This is a genomic window from Georgenia subflava (assembly GCF_009193155.1).
Taxonomy (GTDB): domain Bacteria; phylum Actinomycetota; class Actinomycetes; order Actinomycetales; family Actinomycetaceae; genus Georgenia; species Georgenia subflava.
Genome location: NZ_VUKD01000002.1, coordinates 462,332 through 480,554 on the forward strand (window position 1 = coordinate 462,332; position 18,223 = coordinate 480,554).

Annotated in this window: 16 protein-coding genes, 1 pseudogene and 1 riboswitch; of the genes and pseudogenes, 7 read left to right on the forward strand and 10 right to left on the reverse strand. The window is 72.4% G+C overall.

Annotation, left to right across the window (positions count from 1 at the left end; genetic code table 11):
* Positions 1 to 110 precede the first annotated feature (110 nt).
* The 6 genes from GD748_RS08670 to purU all read right to left on the reverse strand — a co-directional run bounded on the left by GD748_RS08670 (position 111) and on the right by purU (position 6,733).
* Entirely contained in the window at positions 111 to 770 is a 660-nt protein-coding gene (locus GD748_RS08670) for a DUF4190 domain-containing protein (RefSeq protein ID WP_152194774.1), read from the reverse strand.
* A gap of 114 nt (positions 771 to 884) precedes the next feature.
* Positions 885 to 1,781, reverse strand: coding sequence for a carbohydrate ABC transporter permease (locus GD748_RS08675; protein WP_152194775.1), 897 nt, complete (start codon positions 1,779 to 1,781; stop codon positions 885 to 887).
* Positions 1,778 to 2,680: a carbohydrate ABC transporter permease gene (locus GD748_RS08680; RefSeq protein WP_152194776.1), complete on the reverse strand. Its 903-nt coding sequence runs from the start codon at positions 2,678 to 2,680 to the stop codon at positions 1,778 to 1,780. Before GD748_RS08680 ends, GD748_RS08675 begins: the two co-directional genes overlap by 4 nt.
* Before the next feature lie 100 nt (positions 2,681 to 2,780).
* The gene (locus tag GD748_RS08685) at positions 2,781 to 4,070 is read right to left on the reverse strand and encodes an ABC transporter substrate-binding protein (protein WP_152194777.1); all 1,290 of its coding nucleotides are present in this window, start codon (positions 4,068 to 4,070) and stop codon (positions 2,781 to 2,783) included.
* 222 nt (positions 4,071 to 4,292) lie between these two features.
* Entirely contained in the window at positions 4,293 to 5,534 is a 1,242-nt protein-coding gene (locus GD748_RS08690; RefSeq protein WP_152194778.1) for an ROK family transcriptional regulator, read from the reverse strand.
* 338 nt (positions 5,535 to 5,872) lie between these two features.
* On the reverse strand, positions 5,873 to 6,733 hold the full coding sequence (purU, locus tag GD748_RS08695) for a formyltetrahydrofolate deformylase (RefSeq protein ID WP_226921012.1): 861 nt from the start codon (positions 6,731 to 6,733) through the stop codon (positions 5,873 to 5,875).
* A 97-nt stretch (positions 6,734 to 6,830) separates the two neighbouring features.
* Between purU and GD748_RS08700 the strand changes: the two genes are divergently transcribed.
* The 3 genes from GD748_RS08700 (at position 6,831) to GD748_RS08710 (ending at position 9,884) form a co-directional block, all read left to right on the forward strand.
* Entirely contained in the window at positions 6,831 to 7,358 is a 528-nt protein-coding gene (locus GD748_RS08700; RefSeq protein WP_152194780.1) for a GNAT family N-acetyltransferase, read from the forward strand.
* Positions 7,359 to 7,549: 191 nt separating this feature from the next.
* A riboswitch (ZMP/ZTP riboswitch) is annotated at positions 7,550 to 7,639 on the forward strand.
* A 53-nt stretch (positions 7,640 to 7,692) separates the two neighbouring features.
* A complete protein-coding gene (glyA, locus tag GD748_RS08705; protein ID WP_152194781.1) occupies positions 7,693 to 8,997 on the forward strand; it encodes a serine hydroxymethyltransferase in 1,305 nt (434 codons plus the stop codon).
* Positions 8,994 to 9,884: a bifunctional methylenetetrahydrofolate dehydrogenase/methenyltetrahydrofolate cyclohydrolase gene (locus GD748_RS08710; RefSeq protein WP_152194782.1), complete on the forward strand. Its 891-nt coding sequence runs from the start codon at positions 8,994 to 8,996 to the stop codon at positions 9,882 to 9,884. Before glyA ends, GD748_RS08710 begins: the two co-directional genes overlap by 4 nt.
* 72 nt (positions 9,885 to 9,956) lie before the next feature.
* On the opposite strand, the gene GD748_RS08715 is transcribed toward GD748_RS08710, so the two are convergent.
* The 4 genes from GD748_RS08715 to GD748_RS08725 all read right to left on the reverse strand — a co-directional run bounded on the left by GD748_RS08715 (position 9,957) and on the right by GD748_RS08725 (position 15,323).
* A complete protein-coding gene (locus tag GD748_RS08715) occupies positions 9,957 to 12,458 on the reverse strand; it encodes an ABC transporter permease (protein WP_226921109.1) in 2,502 nt (833 codons plus the stop codon).
* A 12-nt stretch (positions 12,459 to 12,470) separates the two neighbouring features.
* A complete protein-coding gene (locus GD748_RS08720) occupies positions 12,471 to 13,244 on the reverse strand; it encodes an ABC transporter ATP-binding protein (RefSeq protein ID WP_152194784.1) in 774 nt (257 codons plus the stop codon).
* A 109-nt stretch (positions 13,245 to 13,353) separates the two neighbouring features.
* Positions 13,354 to 13,506, reverse strand: a complete 153-nt coding sequence (locus tag GD748_RS19480; protein WP_193312886.1) for a hypothetical protein — start codon at positions 13,504 to 13,506, stop codon at positions 13,354 to 13,356.
* Positions 13,507 to 13,730: 224 nt separating this feature from the next.
* Positions 13,731 to 15,323 (reverse strand): histidine kinase, encoded by a 1,593-nt coding sequence (locus tag GD748_RS08725; protein ID WP_152194785.1) that lies wholly within the window; start codon positions 15,321 to 15,323, stop codon positions 13,731 to 13,733.
* 204 nt (positions 15,324 to 15,527) lie between these two features.
* Between GD748_RS08725 and GD748_RS08730 the strand changes: the two genes are divergently transcribed.
* The 4 genes and pseudogenes from GD748_RS08730 to GD748_RS20320 form a co-directional block, all read left to right on the forward strand.
* A complete protein-coding gene (locus GD748_RS08730; protein ID WP_152194786.1) occupies positions 15,528 to 16,160 on the forward strand; it encodes a histidine kinase in 633 nt (210 codons plus the stop codon).
* Positions 16,157 to 16,852 carry a response regulator gene (locus GD748_RS08735; RefSeq protein WP_152194787.1) on the forward strand — a complete coding sequence of 232 codons (696 nt, stop codon included), beginning with the start codon at positions 16,157 to 16,159 and terminating at the stop codon, positions 16,850 to 16,852. Before GD748_RS08730 ends, GD748_RS08735 begins: the two co-directional genes overlap by 4 nt.
* Before the next feature lie 96 nt (positions 16,853 to 16,948).
* Positions 16,949 to 17,761: an exodeoxyribonuclease III gene (locus tag GD748_RS08740; RefSeq protein WP_152194788.1), complete on the forward strand. Its 813-nt coding sequence runs from the start codon at positions 16,949 to 16,951 to the stop codon at positions 17,759 to 17,761.
* 117 nt (positions 17,762 to 17,878) lie between these two features.
* Positions 17,879 to 18,079 (forward strand): annotated as a pseudogene (locus GD748_RS20320) (ClpX C4-type zinc finger protein); the annotation flags it as partial.
* Between the last annotated feature and the right edge of the window lie 144 nt (positions 18,080 to 18,223).

Here is an 18,223-nt window from a genome sequence, read left to right on the forward strand (position 1 = left end):
TGCCGCCGGCGCGTTACCGTCCACACCGCCTGCGAGACGACTGGACGCCCGGCCTCATCAGCAGATGCCCGGCCGAAAGGCCGGGCATCCGTTCGTGCAAGCCGTATCTGTCAGGCGATGCCGACGTCCTCGAGGCACTCCTGGACCTCAGCCTGGCTACCGTCGGTCATCTCGACGCAATCCTGGAACTCCGGCCCAAGGACGTTGGAGAGCAGCACGGAGCCGAAGATGGTCATCGCGATGCCGAGGAGGATCGCGAGCACGCCGAGGATGATGCCCGCGATCGACGTGCCGCGGTTGGTCGCCTCGCGGCGGGAGACCCGCCGCACCCCGATGGCACCGAGGATCACCGCGACGATGCCACCGACCACACCGACGAGACCGATGAACGGGATCCAGGCGATCAGCAGCGAGATGATGCCGATGATCAGTGCCGCGACGCCCATGCCGTTGCGTGCCTGGACCGGCGGCTGGCCACCGCCGTAGTAGCCCGGACCGCCCTGGTATGCCGGGTCGTAGGAGGGCGTGCCGCCCTGGTAGCCCGGGCCGCCCTGGTAGGCAGGCGGACCGCTCTGGTACCCCGAGCCGCCCTGGTACCCGGAGTCACCCGGGTACCCGGAGCCGCCCTGGTACCCGGAGCCGCCCTCGTACGACGGCGGGCCGCCGGCCGTGCCGCCGTAGCCGGACTCGGACTGCCCGCCGCTCTCCGGAGGGCGGCCGTACGGGTCGTCGTCGGGGTTCTGTCGCGGGGGAGGCGGGTACGAGCTCATGGCAGTTGTCTCCTCGGTTGTGGGATTCTCTGCCCTATCGTGGCACCCGCTGCCGCGGCCGGGCACGCGGGGCGCGCCGGGCGGGCGGCGCTGAGCCCTCGGCGGAGCCCGGCATCAGCCCTTGACCGAGCCCGACATCAGCCCTCCCACGAAGTACTTGCCGAGGACGATGTACACGATCAGCGTCGGCAGCGAGGCGAAGAGCGCGCCCGCCATCGAGACACCGTAGTTCTGCAGGAGCGCGCCGTTGGCGAGGTTGTTCAGCGCCAGCGTCACGGGCCCGTTGGTCGGGCTGGAGAAGAAGACCGCGAAGAGGAAGTCGTTCCACGCCGAGGTGAACTGCCAGATCAGCACCACGACGAAGCTCGGGATCGAGATCGGCAGGACGACCGAGAGATAGGTCCGCAGCATGCCGGCGCCGTCCACCCGGGCGGCCTCGATGAGCTCCTTGGGCACGGACTCGTAGTAGTTGCGGAAGATCAGCGTGGTGATGGGGATGCCGTAGACCACGTGCAGGAGGATCAGCGTCGGGATCCCGTTGGGGATGCCGATGCCGAGCACGAGCTGGTTGAGCGGGATGATGACGGCCTGGTAGGGGATGAACATCCCGAACAGGAGAAGAGTGAAGACGACGTTCGCGCCCTTGAAGCTCCACCGCGAGAGGACGAAGCCGTTCATCGAGCCCAGGAACGCGGATATCAGCGCGGCCGGCACGACCATCTGCAGGGTCCGGAAGATCGACGGCGCGAGGGTGTCCCAGGCCGCCTGCCAGTTCTCGTAGGTCCACAGCGTCGGCAGCGACCACGCGCGGGCCGGGGCCGCGTCGCCCGGTCCCTTGAAGCTGGTGATGACCAGGACGTACACGGGGATCAGGACGAGCACGAGGGAGAGCAGGAGCACGGCGTAGCGCAGGGTACGGCCCCAGGAGTAGCGCCCGGTGACCGGGCGGGAGCGGCGCGCGACGCCGTCGTCGAGGGTTCCGGGCGGTGCCGCGGTGGTGGTCGTGGTCATCTGCCTCGGTCCTTCCGGGACGTGTGCACCAGGTAGGGCACCACGAGAACGGCGACGATGATCAGCAGGATCGCGCCGACGGCGGCCGCGTTGGCGTAGTCGAAGCTGGACTTGAACACGTACATGTCCACCGCGGGGACCTTGGTCTGGTAGTTGGCCGGGCTGGAGATCGACATGATGAGGTCGAACGCCTTGAGCGACATGTGGCCGATGATGATCAGCGCCGACAGGGCGACCGGGGAGAGCTGCGGGAAGAGCACGTGGCGGTAGAGCTGCCACTCGCTGGCGCCGTCGATGCGGCCGGCCTCGCGCAGCTCGTCGGGGATGCCGCGGAAGCCGGCCAGGAACAGCGCCATGACGTACCCGGAGAGCTGCCAGATTGCCGGGATGGCGATGGCCGCGATGCCCCAGGTGACGTTGTTCCACCAGGGGTTCTGCAGGAAGTCCAGACCGATCGTCTGGAACAGGCGGTTGAGTCCGAGGGCCCGCTCGCCCTGGTTGGAGTTCAGGAGCCAGCGCCACACGACGCCGGACGCGACGAACGAGACGGCCATCGGGAAGAGGTAGATGGACCGGAAGATCCCCTCGCCGCGCACCGGACGGTCGAGCAGCCACGCCCACAGGAAGCCGATGGCCATCGTGCCGACCAGGAAGACGGCGGTGTACAGCACCAGGTTCTTCAACGAGTGCTGGAAGTCCTCGGACCCGAGCAGGTCGAGGTAGTTCTGGAGGCCGACGAACGTCGTCGGTGCCCGGCCGGTGGCCTGGGCGATGCTGTGGTTGTCGGAGAACGAGGTGCTGAAGTTGACGGCGAGCAGGCCGTAGACGAACACGGCGATCAGCACGATGGAGGGAGCCAGGAGCAGCAGCGGCGGGCCCCAGCGCTTGACGGTCTTCACTTCGAGCTCCGGAGGTGGCGGCGGATGGTCGGGCCGGCGCGGACAGGCGCGGCGGAGAGACGCGGTCCCGGTCGTGGGTGACCGGGACCGCGTCAGGAGCTCAGCTGCCGGCGGCGGCTGCCAGCTCCTCCTGGAACCCCGCCAGGTCCGAGGCGCCGGTGGTGAACTTGCTCGTGGCGTCGGACACGGCGTTGAGGACCGCGATGGGCGAGGCCGCCCCGTGCGCCAGCGACGGCACGATGGTGTCGTTCGCGTACGACTCGATCGCGCTCTGCTGGTACTCGGAGAACTCGGCCGGGTCGGCGTCGGTGCGGGCCGGGATCGACCCCTTCGCCTTGTTGAACGCGACCTGGCCCTCGAGCGAGCCGACCGTGTCGAGCCACGCCTCCGCTCCCTCAGGGTTCGGGGCGCCGACCGGCAGGGTGAAGGAGTCGGCGAGGAAGCCGAACATCCCGTCGCTGCCCGGGACGGGGAACTCCACGAAGCCCGTCCCGCGCTCGACCTCCTGCTCCTCGAAGGAGGCCACGGCCCAGTCGCCCATGACGTTGTAGGCGGCGGTGCCGTCGATGACCATCTGCGTGGCCTCTGGCCAGTCCAGCCCGTCACGGTCGGTGTTGGTGAAGCCGATGAGCGTCTCGAAGTCCTCGAGCGCGGCGGTCACGTCCGCACCGGTCCAGTCGGTCTCCCCGGTCCACAGGCCGATGTACGCCTCGGCGCCGAGGTCGGCCATGAGCACCGTCTCGAGCAAGTGCACCTGGGTCCAGGTCATGCCGACCGACAGCGGGACGGCCCCGGTGGCCTCGACGGCCTCGAGGTCCGCCATCCACGCGTCGATGTCCGCGGGCGGCGAGGCCGGGTCGAGCCCCGCCTCCTCGAGGACCGTGGGGTTGGCCCACACCACGTTGGAGCGGTGGATGTTCGACGGCACCGAGTAGATGGCGTCGTCGACGGTGAGCAGGTCGATGAGGTCCTGCGGGAAGACGTCGGTGAGCCCGAACTCCTCGTACAGGTACGACACGTCCTCGATCTGCCCGGCGTCGATGTAGTCGGTCAGCTCCTCGCCGGCGTGCGCCTGGAACGTGTCCGGCGGGTCGCCCGCCTGCAGGCGGGTCTGCAGCAGGTCCTTCGCGGCAGAGCCGGCGCCACCGGCCACTGCGCCGTTGACGAACTCCACGTCGGGGTGCTGCTCGGCGAAGACCGCCTCGAGCGCCTCGAGGCCGGCCAGCTCTGAGCCCTGGGCCCACCAGGTGAACACCTCGACCTCGCCGCCGCCACCTCCGCCGCCGGTGGCGTCCGTGTCGCCACCGTCCTCGGTCCCGCCGCCGCCGCCGCACGCGGCGAGGACGAGACTGGCAGCCGCGATGCCGGCCACCGTCGCAATACGTCGCATCAGAGTTCTCCTTCGAACACCTCGTTGCCCGGTGGCCGTGACACGCGTCCCGACCACAGCCGGTCATCCTTGGCCGGTCGGGTCCTTGCCGAGTGTGCGCTCCCACCGCCATTTATGGAAGTCGCTGGATAAATTCGTCGTCAAGTTGTGACCTGACGACGCGCAAGATACCGGTTCCTCAGGCGGCTCCGCCCGGTGCCGACCGGACTCGCTCAGACCCGCTCACCCGGTGGTTCGGACGGTCCGCTCGTGGCGCCCTGCCGCCGTGGCGGACGCGGGAAGACGGGGCTCGGGCGCGGTCTCCAGGGCGAGGGCGAGCGCGCCCAGAACCTCGGTGCGACCGCCCAGTGCCGTCGCCTCGACCCGTACGCGTCGGGATACCGAGGGGATGGCCGCGCGGTGCAGCGCCGCCCTGACGGCGTCGAGGAACGGCTCCCCGGCGGCGACCAGCGGTCCGCCGAGGACGACGAGCTCGGGGTCGACCAGGTTGCACAGCAGGGCGATCCCGCGGCCGAGATGCCGGCCGACGTCCTCCATCATCCGGCGGCAGACGGGGTCGCCCGCCCGTGCCGCGGTGAGGACCTGCTCGACCGTGAGGTCGGGGCCCAGGGCCGGCCGGAGCAGGTCCAGCACGGCCGGCACCGAGGTGACGGTCTCGAGGCAGCCACGGTTCCCGCACCGGCAGAGCGCGCCGTCCGGGACGAGCGGGGTGTGGCCGAGCTCGCCGGCGGTGCCACCGGCGCCGCGATGCAGCCGCCCGCCGAGGACCATGCCCGACCCGACGCCGGTCGAGACCTTGACGTAGACGGCGTCGGAGACGCCTTGTGCAACGCCCCAGCGGGCCTCGGCGAGCATGCCCAGGTTCGCGTCGTTGTCCGCCGAGGCAGGTACCTCGAACCGCCGGCCGAGCGCGTGCGCCAGGTCGAAGCCGACCCAGCCGGACAGGATCGTGCCTGCCCCCACGGTGTGGCTGCTCCGCTCGACCGGCCCGGGCAGCCCGACGCCGATGCTCACCAGGTCGTCCCGGTGGCCGGTCTCGCTCAGCAGGGCATCGATCAGCGCGAGTGCGACGGGGGCGGTGTCGGCGCCGCTGTGACCGAGCGGCAGGCGTTCCTCCCGCTCGGCCACGACCTCGCCGTCGCGGGTGGCCAGCGCCGCGCTCAGGTGCGTGCGACCGACGTCGAGCCCGACGACGGTGCCGTGCGCCCGGAGCGACACGGTCCGCGCCGGCCGCCCGCGACCTCGCTCCACGCGTGCGTCCCACTCGTCCTCCCGGGCCACGCCGGCGCCGACGAGGTCGGCGACGAGGCTCGAGGCGGTGGTGGGTGAGATCGCGAGCCGACGGGCGATCTCGGCGCGCGAGAGCGGACCGTCGCCGAGCAGCTGGACGACAGCGCGCTGCTTACGTTCTCGTGCACGACCGCCCGACGGCGCGGCCGGGCTGGTGGCATCTGTGCGACTCATCCTGACCTCGTTCGTCCAGCAACGGATTAATTGTGCACCAATCGCACTCGGTTTGGACCGGGTTCGGGACGAATTGCGTCACGTCGTCCGAGTGTGTCGGCGCCAGGACCCGACTGCGGCGGGGACCCTGGGCAGGCGGCAGGCGGCAGGCGGCAGGCGGCAGGCGGCAGGCGGCAGGCGGCAGGCGGCAGGGCATCGTGTGCGCGGGTGAGCGGACAGGCGGGTGTCGGCGGTGTGCCCTCAGGGGACCCGAACCGGCCACACGGTGAACGGCGGCCATGAGACCGTCCGGGCGCGTGCGCCGTCGTGCAGCGGCGAGCAGGCGGACGGGCCCTGGGTCAGGGGAAGACGACCGTGCGCTGCCCGTCGACCAGCACCCTGTGCTCGGCGTGCCAGCGAACGGCCCGCGCCAGGACGCGCCGCTCGACGTCCTGGCCGCGCGCCACCATCTCGGCGACGTCGTCGGCGTGGGTGACGCGCTCGACGTCCTGCTCGATGATCGGGCCCTCGTCGAGGTCGGCGGTGACGTAGTGCGCCGTCGCACCGATGAGCTTCACCCCGCGGCCGTGGGCCTGGGCGTAGGGACGGGCGCCCTTGAAGCTGGGCAGGAACGAGTGGTGGATGTTGATGACGTTGCCCGCGAGCTCGGTGCAGACCGTGTCCGAGAGGATCTGCATGTACCGGGCGAGGACCACGAGCTCGACGTCGAGGTCCCGGACCAGGCCCAGCAGCTCGGCCTCGGCCGCGGGCTTGCTCTCCTGGGTCACGGGGATGTGGTGGAAGGGGACGCCGTAGAACTCGGCGAGCGGTTCGAGGTCCGGGTGGTTGGCGACGACGCCGACCGGGTCGATCGGCAGCCGCTGCGAGCGCTGCCGGAAGAGCAGGTCGGACAGGCAGTGCGCGTCCTTGGACGCCATGATCAGCGTCCGGACCGGGCGCCCCACCTCGTCGAGGGCGAACTCCATGGCGAAGTCATGCGCGAGCGACGTCAGAGCGCCCTCCAGCTCGTGCCGGGGCGCGGCGGTCTCGACCTGGACCCGCATGAAGAACAGTCCGGTCGAGGGGTCTCCGAACTGCTGGGACTCGGTGATGTTCCCGCCGTGCTCGGCCAGCACCCCCGAGACGGCGTGGACGATCCCGGGGCGGTCCGGGCAGGAGAGGGCGAGGACCAGGTGCTGGGTCGGGGGCTCGGTGCTCACCTGCGGCAGGGTACTGGCGATCTGTCCGGGTCCGGCCCTCGTGTCCAGTGGGCGGGTCCGTACCGTGCAGGGCGCGGGTGGATGCCAGACTGGGGATATGGACGACGTCAGGATCGACCTCATCACCGAAGACGAGGCTGGAGAGCTGCTCACCGTGCGGCGTGCCGCCTTCGTGACCGAGGCCCAGCTCTACGGCGACCCGCACCTGCCCGCGCTCACGCAGTCGCTCACCGAGCTCATCGCCGACATCGGCAGGGCCGAGGTGGTCACGCTCGGGGCGTGGATCGGGCACCGCCTGGTCGGTTCCATCCGCGTCGAGCTGGAGGCGGAGAAGGCGAACCTGGGCCGGCTCGCCGTCGTCCCGGACCTCCAGGGCCGCGGGCTCGGCACGCAGCTGCTCATGGCGGTCCTGCAGTACCTGCCGGAGCAGACCAAGGAGGTCTGGGTCTTCACCGGGCAGGACTCCAAGCAGAACCTGGCGATGTACACCAAGCACGGGTACGAGCACCAGTACGACCAGCACACCGGCGACCTCACCTACGCCTACCTGCGCCGCATCCTCGGCGAGGACGGCGAGGGCGCGGACGACCTGCTCGGGCTGCCCGACCGCGACGCGTCCCTCTGACGCGCGGGCGGCGACGTCCCGTCACCTGAGGCGTGCGCGGCGACGTCCCACCATCTGAGGCGCAGATGCGACCTCCCACCTGAGGCGGCGACGTCCCACCTGAGGCGACGTCCCACCACCTGAGGCGTTGGGGGAGCGGCGTCCCGCCCACCGTCGGCGGCGACGCGACCGCCCGACGGAGTTGGTAGTCTCGCCCCCGTCGCGACTGGCGCCATCAGGTGGACCACCACCGGGGAGCGACGAGAGCAGGACCCCTGAGGTCGTCCGCCTGGGCCGAGGGTCACCGACGGCAGTGCTCACGCACGCCCTGTGCGTGACCGACAGCGGAGGAAGCATGAGCCAGACCAGCTCGACCGGCGCCACATCGGTGGCGAACCAGACCCTCGCGGAGCTCGACCCGGAGATCGCGGCCGTCCTCGACGGTGAGCTCACCCGTCAGCGGGAGACGCTCGAGATGATCGCGAGCGAGAACTTCGTGCCGCCGGCGGTCCTGCAGGCGCAGGGGTCGGTGCTGACGAACAAGTACGCGGAGGGCTACCCCGGCCGGCGATACTACGGCGGCTGCGAGCAGGTGGACATCGCCGAGAACCTCGCGATCGAGCGGGCCACGTCGCTGTTCGGTGCCGCGTACGCCAACGTCCAGCCGCACTCGGGCGCGCAGGCAAACGCCGCCGTGCTGCACGCGCTGATCAACCCCGGCGACAAGATCCTCGGCCTGTCGCTGCCGCACGGCGGGCACCTCACGCACGGCATGAAGATCAACTTCTCGGGCAAGCTCTACGACGTCGCCGCGTACGGCGTGGACGAGCAGAGCCACCGCATCGAGATGGACGCGGTCCGCGCCGCGGCCCTGGAGCACCGCCCCAAGGTCATCATCGCCGGCTGGTCCGCCTACCCCCGTCAGCTCGACTTCGCCGCCTTCCGCGAGATCGCGGACGAGGTCGGCGCCTACCTGTGGACCGACATGGCGCACTTCGCCGGGCTGGTCGCCGCCGACCTGCACCCCAGCCCCGTGCCCCACTCCGACGTCGTCTCCTCCACCGTGCACAAGACGCTCGGCGGACCCCGCTCCGGCTTCCTCCTCGCCCGGGACAAGGAGGCCTTCGGCAAGAAGCTCGACTCCGCCGTCTTCCCCGGGCAGCAGGGCGGACCGCTCATGCACGTCGTCGCCGCCAAGGCGGTGGCGTTCAAGGTCGCCGCCACCGAGGAGTTCCGCGACCGCCAGCGCCGCACGGTCGAGGGCGCGCAGATCATCGCCGAGCGGCTGAGCGCCCCCGAGGTCCGCGACGCCGGGGTCTCCCTCGTCACCGGCGGCACCGATGTCCACCTCGTGCTCGTCGACCTTCGCAGCTCGACGCTGGACGGGCAGCAGGCCGAGGACCTCCTGCACTCCGCGGGCATCACCGTCAACCGCAACGCCGTCCCGTTCGACCCGCGCCCGCCGCGGGTGACCTCGGGCCTGCGCGTCGGTACGCCGGCGCTCGCCAGCCGGGGCTTCGGGGCCGCTGAGTTCGCCGAGGTCGCGGACATCATCGCCACCACCCTGGTCGAGGGCAGCGGCACGGACGTCGAGGCGATGCGCGGCCGCGTCAAGGCCCTCACCGACGGCTTCCCGCTCTACCCCGGCCTGCAGCAGTGACCGCACGGGTCCTGGACGGCAGGGCCACCGCGGCCACCATCAAGGCGGAGCTGACCGAGCGGGTGGCCGCGCTCGCGGCCCGCGGGGTGACGCCGGGCCTCGGCACCGTGCTCGTCGGCGACGACCCGGGCTCGAAGGCGTACGTCGGCGGCAAGCACCGCGACTGCGCCGAGGTCCGCATCGCCTCGATCCGCGAGGACCTGCCCGCCACCGCGAGCCAGGCCGACGTCGAGGCGGCCGTCCGGCGACTCAACGCGGACCCGGCCTGCACCGGGTACATCGTCCAGCTGCCGCTCCCGGCCGGCATCGACACCAATGCCGTCCTCGAGCTCATCGACCCGGACAAGGACGCCGACGGGCTGCACCCGACCAACCTCGGCCGGCTCGTGCTGCGCGTCAAGGAGGAGGTCACCTCCCCGCTGCCGTGCACCCCACGCGCCGTCCTGGAGCTCCTCGCCCGGCACGGCATCGAGCTGGCCGGCAAGGAGGTCTGCGTCGTCGGGCGAGGCACCACCGTCGGCCGGTCGATCGGGCTGCTGCTGACCCGCAAGGACGTCAACGCCACGGTGACCCTCACCCACACCGGGACCGCCGACCTCTCCAAGCACGTGGCTGCCGCCGACGTGGTGGTCGCCGCGGCCGGGCAGCCGGGCATCATCACGCCCGAGATGGTCAGCCCCGGTGCGGTCGTGCTCGACGTCGGGGTGTCCCGGACCGTCGACCCCCAGACCGGGAAGGCGAAGCTGCGCGGGGACGTGGCCGACGGCGTCGGCGAGGTCGCGTCGTGGCTCTCGCCCAACCCGGGCGGGGTGGGGCCCATGACCCGCGCGATGCTGCTGGCCAACGTCGTCGACACCGCGGAACGGCAGGCAGCCGCCCAAGCCTGAACCCCGCGGCGACACGTGACGGCCCCCTGCTCGGACGACGTCCGGGCAGGGGGCCGTCTCTGGTGGCCCCGGTCAGGCGGCCCGGACGGCGGCGAGGACGTCCATCCGTCCGGCCCGCCGTGCCGGCAGCGCGGCCGCACCGACGGCGGCGACCACGGTCACCGCCGCGTACAGGCCGAGCTGGAGGGCCGGCACGGAGATCCCGACGTTCCAGTCGGCGACGAGCACCTGGGCCAGCACCCACCCGAGGCCGGTGCCGACGGCGACGCCGACCAGCGCGCCGTAGGCGGCCATGAGCACCGCTTCGGTACGCACCATCGTGCGCAGCTGGCGCCGGCTCATCCCGACAGCCCGGAGCATGCCGACCTCTCTGGTGCGCTCGATGACCGACAGGGTCAGCGTGTTCACCACCCCGAGGAGCGCGACGAGGAGCGAGAGGAGCAGCAGGACCGTGATCATCGCGACCGCCTCGTCGATCTGGTCGCTCTTCGCCTCCGCGAACTCGCCGGCCGTGTTCGCCTGCAGGAGCGGGAACGCCTCTGCCAGCTTCTCGTCCAGCGTCCGCTCGAGCTCGCCGGCCCCGACGGCGTCCGCGCCGGTGACGAGGAGCGCGAACGTGGCGGCGTGCGGCGCGACGGCGGCGAGCTGGCTCTCCGTGAGGACCACCGACTCCAGGAGCGCCGTCGACCGGTAGACCCCGGACACCTCGAGGGTGAGCGGCGCCGCCCCTTCCACAGTGAGCGAGACGTCGTCGCCGACATCCAGACCGACCTCGTCGGAGACGAGGACGGAGCCGTCGCGCAGCGCGTCGACCGAGCCGGACACCATGGGCAGCTCGAGTGCGTCGGCCATCGCTGCCGGGTCCATCGCGGTGACCAGGTCGGCCGTGCGGACCGCCTCGAGCTGCGGCGAGGCGACGTCCGCCTCGGCGAGAGTGATCGAGGCTACGGACCCGACCTCGGGCAGCGCCTCGACCGCGTCGGCCGCGTCGGGGCCGAACGGCAGGCCCATGGCGGCGTCGACGACGACGTCGGCCCGGAGGGTGTCGGCCACGTCGTCACCGATGGCGCCGGTCAGGGAGCTACCGAGCACCGTGGTGCCCGAGACGAGGGCGAGACCGATCATGAGTGCCGCCGCCGTGGCGGCGGACCGGCGCGGCGAGCGGCGCACGTTCTGCCGGGCGAGCCGGGCCGGCTCGCCACCCAGACGGGCGAGCGGCCGGCCGAGCACGCGGGTGACAGGTCCGATGGTGAGAGGGCCGAACGTCGTCACGGCGAGCACAGCGAGCAGGGCACCCGCACCGGTCGACCACGTCGTCTCCGTCGCCACCCCGGTGACCAGCAGGCCGGCACCGGTCACAGCGAGGAACGAGCCGACCACGGCCCGGCCCCGGTTGCGCACGACGGGCAGGGCGGCCTCGCGCATGGCCTCGACCGGCTCGACGGCGGCAGCCCGCTGGGCGGGCAGGAGCGCGGCGACGGCGGTGACGACGGGGCCGACGAGGAGGGCCACCACGAGCGTGCGGGGCGCGACGACCAGTGACGTCTCCGGCAGATCGAGACCCAGCGAGCCGAGCAGCCCGGTCAGTCCCTGGGCAACGAGCAGCCCCGCGCCGAGGCCGGCCACGCCGGCGATCCCGCCGACGAGGACCGCCTCGAGAATGACCGTGCGCAGCACCTGGCCCCGGGAGGCGCCGAGCGCGCGCAGCAGCGCCAGCTCCCCGGTGCGCTGGCTGGTGAGCATCGCGAACGTGTTGACGATGAGGAAGCCGGCGACGAACAGGGTGATGCCGGCGAAGACGAGCAGGAAGGTCGTGATGACGCCGGTCTCCGCGCCGAGCGCGTCCACCTGCTCCGCGGAGGTCTCGGAGCCCGTGCGTACGGAGTAGCCGCCCGCCTGGGCGAGTGCGGCGTCGACCCGGTCGCGCAGCTCGGTGTCCGCGACGCCGTCGACGGCTCGGACCCGGACTTCGCTGAACTCGTCGCTGTACCCGAACACCTCTGCGGCCGTGGCGGCCTCGATGCCCAGGACCGAGATGCCGCCGTCGCCGAGGGTGGCCAGGCCGACGACCTCGACGTCGCGGGCGGGTGCGTAGGACACGAGGCGCGTCGTCGAGCCGATGCGCAGACCGAGCGCGTCGGCCGTCCCCGGGTCGACGACGACCTCGTCGCGGCCGGTCGGGGCCCGGCCCTCGAGGAGTGCGAGCGGGTTGAGGGTGTCGTCGGCGAGCCAGCTGACCGAGAGCCCGGTCGTGGCAGGCGGGACGTCGGCGCCGTCGGAGGGACGGAGCTGGGCGAACCCGGAGGTGGCCCCCTCGGCCGCGGCGACGCCGTCGACCTGCCCGATCGTGGCGACGACGTCGGCCGGGACCGTCTCCTGAGTGAACCCGCTGCCGGCAATGGCCGTGACGACGGTGCCGACACCGTCGTTGGAGGCGGCGATGTGCCGGTCGAAGGAGCCCGCGATCGTGTCGCCGAGCGTGAATGCCGAGGTGACGAACGCGACGCCGAGCAGCACGGCCCCTGCGGAGAGGAGGAGCCGGAGCTTTCGGGCGAGCATGCCCTTGAGGATCATCTGGAACACCGCTCAGTCCTCCTTGGACTCGGAGATGGACCGCATGACGGCGAGGACGCCGTCAGCGGTGGGCTCGCGCAGGGCGGAGACGATCTGACCGTCGTCGAGGAAGACGACCCCGTCGGCGTGCGCGGCACCGAGCGGGTCGTGGGTGACCATGACGATCGACTGGCCGAACTCGTCGACGCAGCGGCGCAGGAGCGTGAGCACCTCGGCGCCGGCGCGGGAGTCGAGATTGCCGGTCGGCTCGTCGGCGAAGATGACAGCGGGGCGGGAGACGAGCGCCCTGGCGACGGCGACCCGCTGCTGCTGCCCGCCGGAGAGCTCGGAGGGCCGGTGGGTCAGCCGCGTGCCGAGCCCGACGGCGGCGACGACGGTGTCGTACCACTCCTCGTCGGCGCGCCGCCCGGCCAGGCGCAGCGGCAGGAGGATGTTCTCCTCCGCCGTCAGCGTCGGGACGAGGTTGAACTGCTGGAAGATGAAGCCCAGCCGGTCCCGGCGGGCCCGGGTCAGGGCCTTCTCGGCCAGGCCCGAGAGCGGTCGGCCGGCCAGGTGCACCTCGCCGGAGTCGGCGCGGTCGAGCCCCGCCAGGACGTGCATGAGGGTCGACTTGCCGGACCCGGACGGGCCCATGACGGCGGTGAACTCGGCGGCGGGGATGTCGACGCTCACGCCTCGGAGGGCGTGGACCGCTGCGTCGCCGCTGCCGTAGGTCTTGGTGAGGTGGCGGCCGCTGACGGCGGTGGCGGCCGAGGTGAGCGTCGGTGCGGTGAGCGTGGAGGTCATCGGTGTTCCTTCGGGGACGGTGCTGCTGGGACGGTGGGTGGGGCGGCCGCGGGCCGGCGGAGATGGCGGCCGGGCCGGTCCTGGGCGATGGCGCCGGGACGGTCGTGGGTCAGCGGAGCATGGCCAGACCGAGCGCCATCGGCTCGGGCCGGAAGCTGTACGGGTTCTCGCTCAGGTGCGCGGCGATCGACGACTGCACGGCCTCTGGCTGACGCTCGTGCGGGCGACGGCTGCGGCGGACGAGGCGGTAGACGGTGTTCATGGTGGTGCCCTCCTGGGTTCCGGCCACCGGGTCCGGCGGTCATCTCTGACGCTAGGAACGGCCGGGCCGGCGCGGATCGGCCGTCAGATCCAGCCGGGAGCTCCGCCGCGAGACGGGGCAGGGCGCAGGCTTCGTGCGCGAGGACGAGGCGACGGTTCGTCCGGCGGGACGAGGGTGCGGCGGGACGAGCGTCTCGGGGGACGGGCGACCGGCGCGCCGGGGTCTCAGGCGGGCAGCGGAACGGTGACGGTCACGGTCGTCCCCTGACCGGGTCGACTAACCACAGTGAGGTCGCCGCCGCACAGGCGGGCCCGCTCGCGCATCGTGCGCCGGCCGTGGCCCACGTGGCCGCCGACGCCGGTGTCGAAGCCGCGGCCGTCGTCGCTGACCGTGAGGGTGAGGTGGCGGTGGTCGACGGCGCCGGTGACCGTGGCCGCCGTGGCCCCGGCGTGCTTGACGGTGTTGTGGAGCGATTCTCCGACGATCCGGCACAGGTGCTCCGTCGTCGCGTCGTCAAAGGCGGGCAGGACCTCGCCCGGGAGGGACATGCGCACCGCGAGGCCGTCCCTGTGGCGGACGACGTCGGCCAGGACCGCGAGCTGCTGCCGGAGGTCGCCGGCCGCGACCTGGGGGCGCAGCTCGTCGAGGAGGGCGCGCATCTCCGTCGTCGCCTGCCGGGCCAGGTCCTCGAGATCGTGCGCCGCCTCCCGGGCCAGGTGCGGGTCGTCGCGCTCGAGTGCGCGCCGGACGACCTGGGCGCGCGCCTGGAGGCCGAACAGGGCGTGGTTGACAGAGTCGTGCAGGTCCCGGGCGATGCGCTCGCGCTCCATGAGCGTCGAGGCACGGGAGATCTCGTTGCGCACCTGGTCGGCGCGCAGAGCGGATCCGGCCTGCTCGGCGAGCGACTCCCACAGGAGCAGCTCGGCCTCGTCCGGGGAGGTGATCCGGCTCGGCAGGAGGACGACGAGGCAGCCGGCGACCTCCCCGTCCGCGCCGTGCACCGGGAGCTTGGTGGCCCCGAGCCAGTCGACGCCGTCGAGGGACTCGGCCCACGGCCGGGTCGGCGGGTGCGCGAGGAGGCGCTCGCGGTCGTCGGAGAGGAACCCGCCACGGCCACGCGTGAGCAGCGTCCCGGCGGGGAGGTCGGCGAGCCGGGCGGGGGAGGTGGCGACGGCGGTCCCGAACGTCTCGGGCAGCCCGTGGCTCGCCAGGACCCGCAGCGGACCGTCCGGCCCCTGCACGAGGAGCGACGCGCCGCAGGCCCGCGTCACCTCGACGGCCTCGCGGACCAGCGCGGTCAGGACCTCGCCGGCAGAGCCGCCCTCGGCGAGGCGGGCGGCGCCCGCGCCGAGCTCGGAGGCCTCGCGCTGGGCCCGGCGCACGGACGTCGTCTCGTGGAAGATCGCCGGGGCGAGCTCGACGCCGTCGACCTCGACGCCCGTGCCCGACCAGGTCATCTGCAGCTCGGTGCCGTCGGGTCGCTGCACCGTGTTGACGTAGAAGCCGGCGTCACCCTCGCGCTGCTTGCCCTCGAGGGCCAGCAGGGCGGCCCGCTCGTGCTCGGCGAAGCTGAGGAGGTAGTCGCGTCCGTAAAGCTCCTCGAACGTGGCGCCGATGATGCGTTCGCCCGCAGGGTTGAGATAGGTCCACGTGTGGTTCTCGCCGGTCACGCAGACGCCGTAGCCGGTGTTCTCCAGGATCTCGACGAGGGCGTCCATCCCTAGAGCCCGGAGCACGTCCGCGCTCCGGGGAGGCGCCTGCGGCCCGGCGGGTTCTCCCGACGGGCGCTCCTCCTCGGCCACGAGCTGCTCGCTCACGTGCGAACTTTCTCACGACCGCGGGCTGGACGAGACGAGATTCCGGGGTGAGCGGGAGATCCGTTCCGTCGCGCGACATGCGCACGGCCGGCTCATCGGCTCGGCGACCAGGAAGGTCTCCTCCGTCGTGAGAAGGAGGCGGACCGGCGGTCTCGTCGTTCCGGAGGAGGGACCGCGCGCCGCGGCGCACCTACGGTGAGGCACATGGAAGCCGTGAGCCCGGACTGTGACCGTGTCCCAGCCGGGGATCGGTACGTCGTCGTCGCGGAGATGCACGACCTGGTCACCCACGACCTCGCCCAGCTCACCGTCCAGATGGCGGCGGCACGCCGCCTGCTGGGACATGACCCTGCGCAGGCCGGCAGGCTCCTCGCCGACGCCGAGGCGACGGCCCGCTCCGCCGTAGCCGAGATGCGCCGGACGGCCGAGATCCTCCCGTCTCCGGACCCCGGCACGCACCGACCGCTCCCGGGCCTGGCAGACCTCGACACGCTCGTCGCCGAGGCCGCCGCGGCGGGGGTCGAGCTCGAGATCCGCCGCACGGGCGTGCTGCCACCGCTGCGCGCCGTGACGCAGCTGGCGACCTACCGGATCGTGGAGGCCGCGGCCCGGTGCACGCCCCGTGGCTGGCGCGTCCGAGCCGTCGTCGGGGGCGGGGACCGGTCCGTGCGGATCGAGGTGCGGCACCGGGCGGGGGACGGTGGCACGGCCGGCCGGCCCGAGCTGGACGAGCTGCGCCGTCGAGCGGACCTGTACGGCGGCCGGCTGCGGTATTTTCCCGATGACGACGGCCGTCTCGCCGTCGAGTTCCCGCTGGAGAGGACGCACCCGGCATGAGCACCCAAGAGCACCTGCGTACCGGCACCATCCGGGTCCTCCTCGTCGACGACCAGCCGATGCTGCGCACCGGGTTCCGGCTCATCCTCGCCAGCGAGCCGGACGTCGAGGTCGTGGGCGAGGCCGGCGACGGCGAGGTCGCCCTCTCCCAGGTCCGTGCCCTAGCGCCGGACGTCGTCCTCATGGACATCCGCATGCCGCGGATGGACGGTGTCGAGGCGACCCGGCGGCTCGTCGCCGACGCGACGCTGCCGACCGTGCCCAAGGTCGTCGTCCTCACCACCTACGACACCGATGAGTACGTCGTCGAGGCGCTGCGCGCAGGTGCGTCCGGCTTCCTCCTCAAGGACTCCCCGGCGGAGGACCTCGTCGACGCCGTCCGGGTGGTGCACGCCGGAGACGCGGTCGTGGCGCCGACGGTCACCCGCCGGCTGCTCGACCGGTTCGCCCGGATGCTGCCGGCCGCGGAGCCAGAGCGGCGCACGGAGGTGGCGGAGCTGACCGAGCGGGAGAACACGGTGCTGCTCGCCATGTCGCGCGGGCTGTCGAACGCGGAGATCGCCGCCGAGCTCTTCGTGAGCGAGACGACGGTTAAGACGCACGTGAGCAACATCCTCGCCAAGCTCGGGCTGCGCGACCGGGTGCAGGCCGTGGTGTACGCCTACCAGCGCGGACTGGTCGCCGGCGCCTGAGGCCGGTGTCGCACGGTCCGAGCCGCACGACCGGTGAGCAGGCTCACCTGCCGGGCGGTTCGGGCTCTGTGGGCGGGATCGGCGAGGATGGTCGGCATGCTCACCGTCGCCACCGTCAACGTCAACGGCATCCGCGCCGCCTACAAGCGCGGCATGGGGGCCTGGATCGAGGCCCGCCGACCCGACGTCATGCTCCTGCAGGAGGTCCGCGCCCCCGACGAGATCCTGGCCGAGCACCTGGGGGAGGGGTGGCACATCGCCCACCAGGCGTCGGACCTCAAGGGACGGGCAGGGGTGGCCGTGGCCTCACGGCTGCCCGCCACGGCCGTGCGCGTGGGGCTCGGTGACGGCGAGCCGCCGGTCGACACGGGACGCTGGGTCGAGATGGACCTCGAGGTCCCCGGTTCGACGCGTCCGCTGACGGTGGTGTCGGTGTACATCCACTCCGGCACGGCGCGCACCGAGAAGATGGACCTCAAGTACGCGCACCTGGACAAGGTGGACGCACGCCTCGACGAGCTGGCCCGCGAGGCGTCGGCAGGGGACCGTGACGTGGTGGTCGGCGGCGACTTCAACATCGTCCACCGAGAGGTGGACGTGAAGAACTGGAAGGGCAACCACAACAAGGTCGCCGGTGCGCTCGACGAGGAGATCGCCTATCTCGACCGCTGGTTCGACGAGTACGGCTGGGTCGACGTCGGCCGCCGCCTCGGCGGGGACGGGCCGGGTCCGTACAGCTGGTGGTCGTGGCGCGGCAAGGCCTTCGACAACGACTCCGGGTGGCGCATCGACTACCAGCTCGCGACCTCGCGGCTTGCCGCGGGCGCGACCTCGGCGGTCGTGGACCGGGCACCCAGCTACGACCAGCGCTTCTCCGACCACGCGCCGGTGGTGGCGACCTACGCCTGACTCCTCGACGCGGCCCGAGTGCTGGCGAGCGGCGCTCGTCGCTCTTGTCAGGCGACTCCTGACGACGTAAGGTCCGACCTGACAAGTCAGGAAATTCCTGACGCCGTGGAGGACCTCGTGGAGACCAAGACGCTGCACTGCTCGTTCTGCGGCAAGCCAGAAGAGGCCGTCGCCAAGATCATCGCCGGGCCGGGCGTCTACATCTGCGACGTGTGCGTGGCGCTGTGCCACGACATCCTGGCGGCGGACGCGGCCCGCGCCGACGCCCCTGCCGTGGACGCCCCTGCCGTGGACGCCTCCGCCACTGGCGGCGGCGCCGGAGCAGACGCCGGCGGCGATGCCGATGGCGCCGACAGTCGCGCCGCCGGCGACAGGACCGCGACCGCGACCGACGGTGGACGTGGTGGCGACGACCGCTCAGCTGCCGCCCACCACGTCGACGCCACTGATGGCGAGGCGACC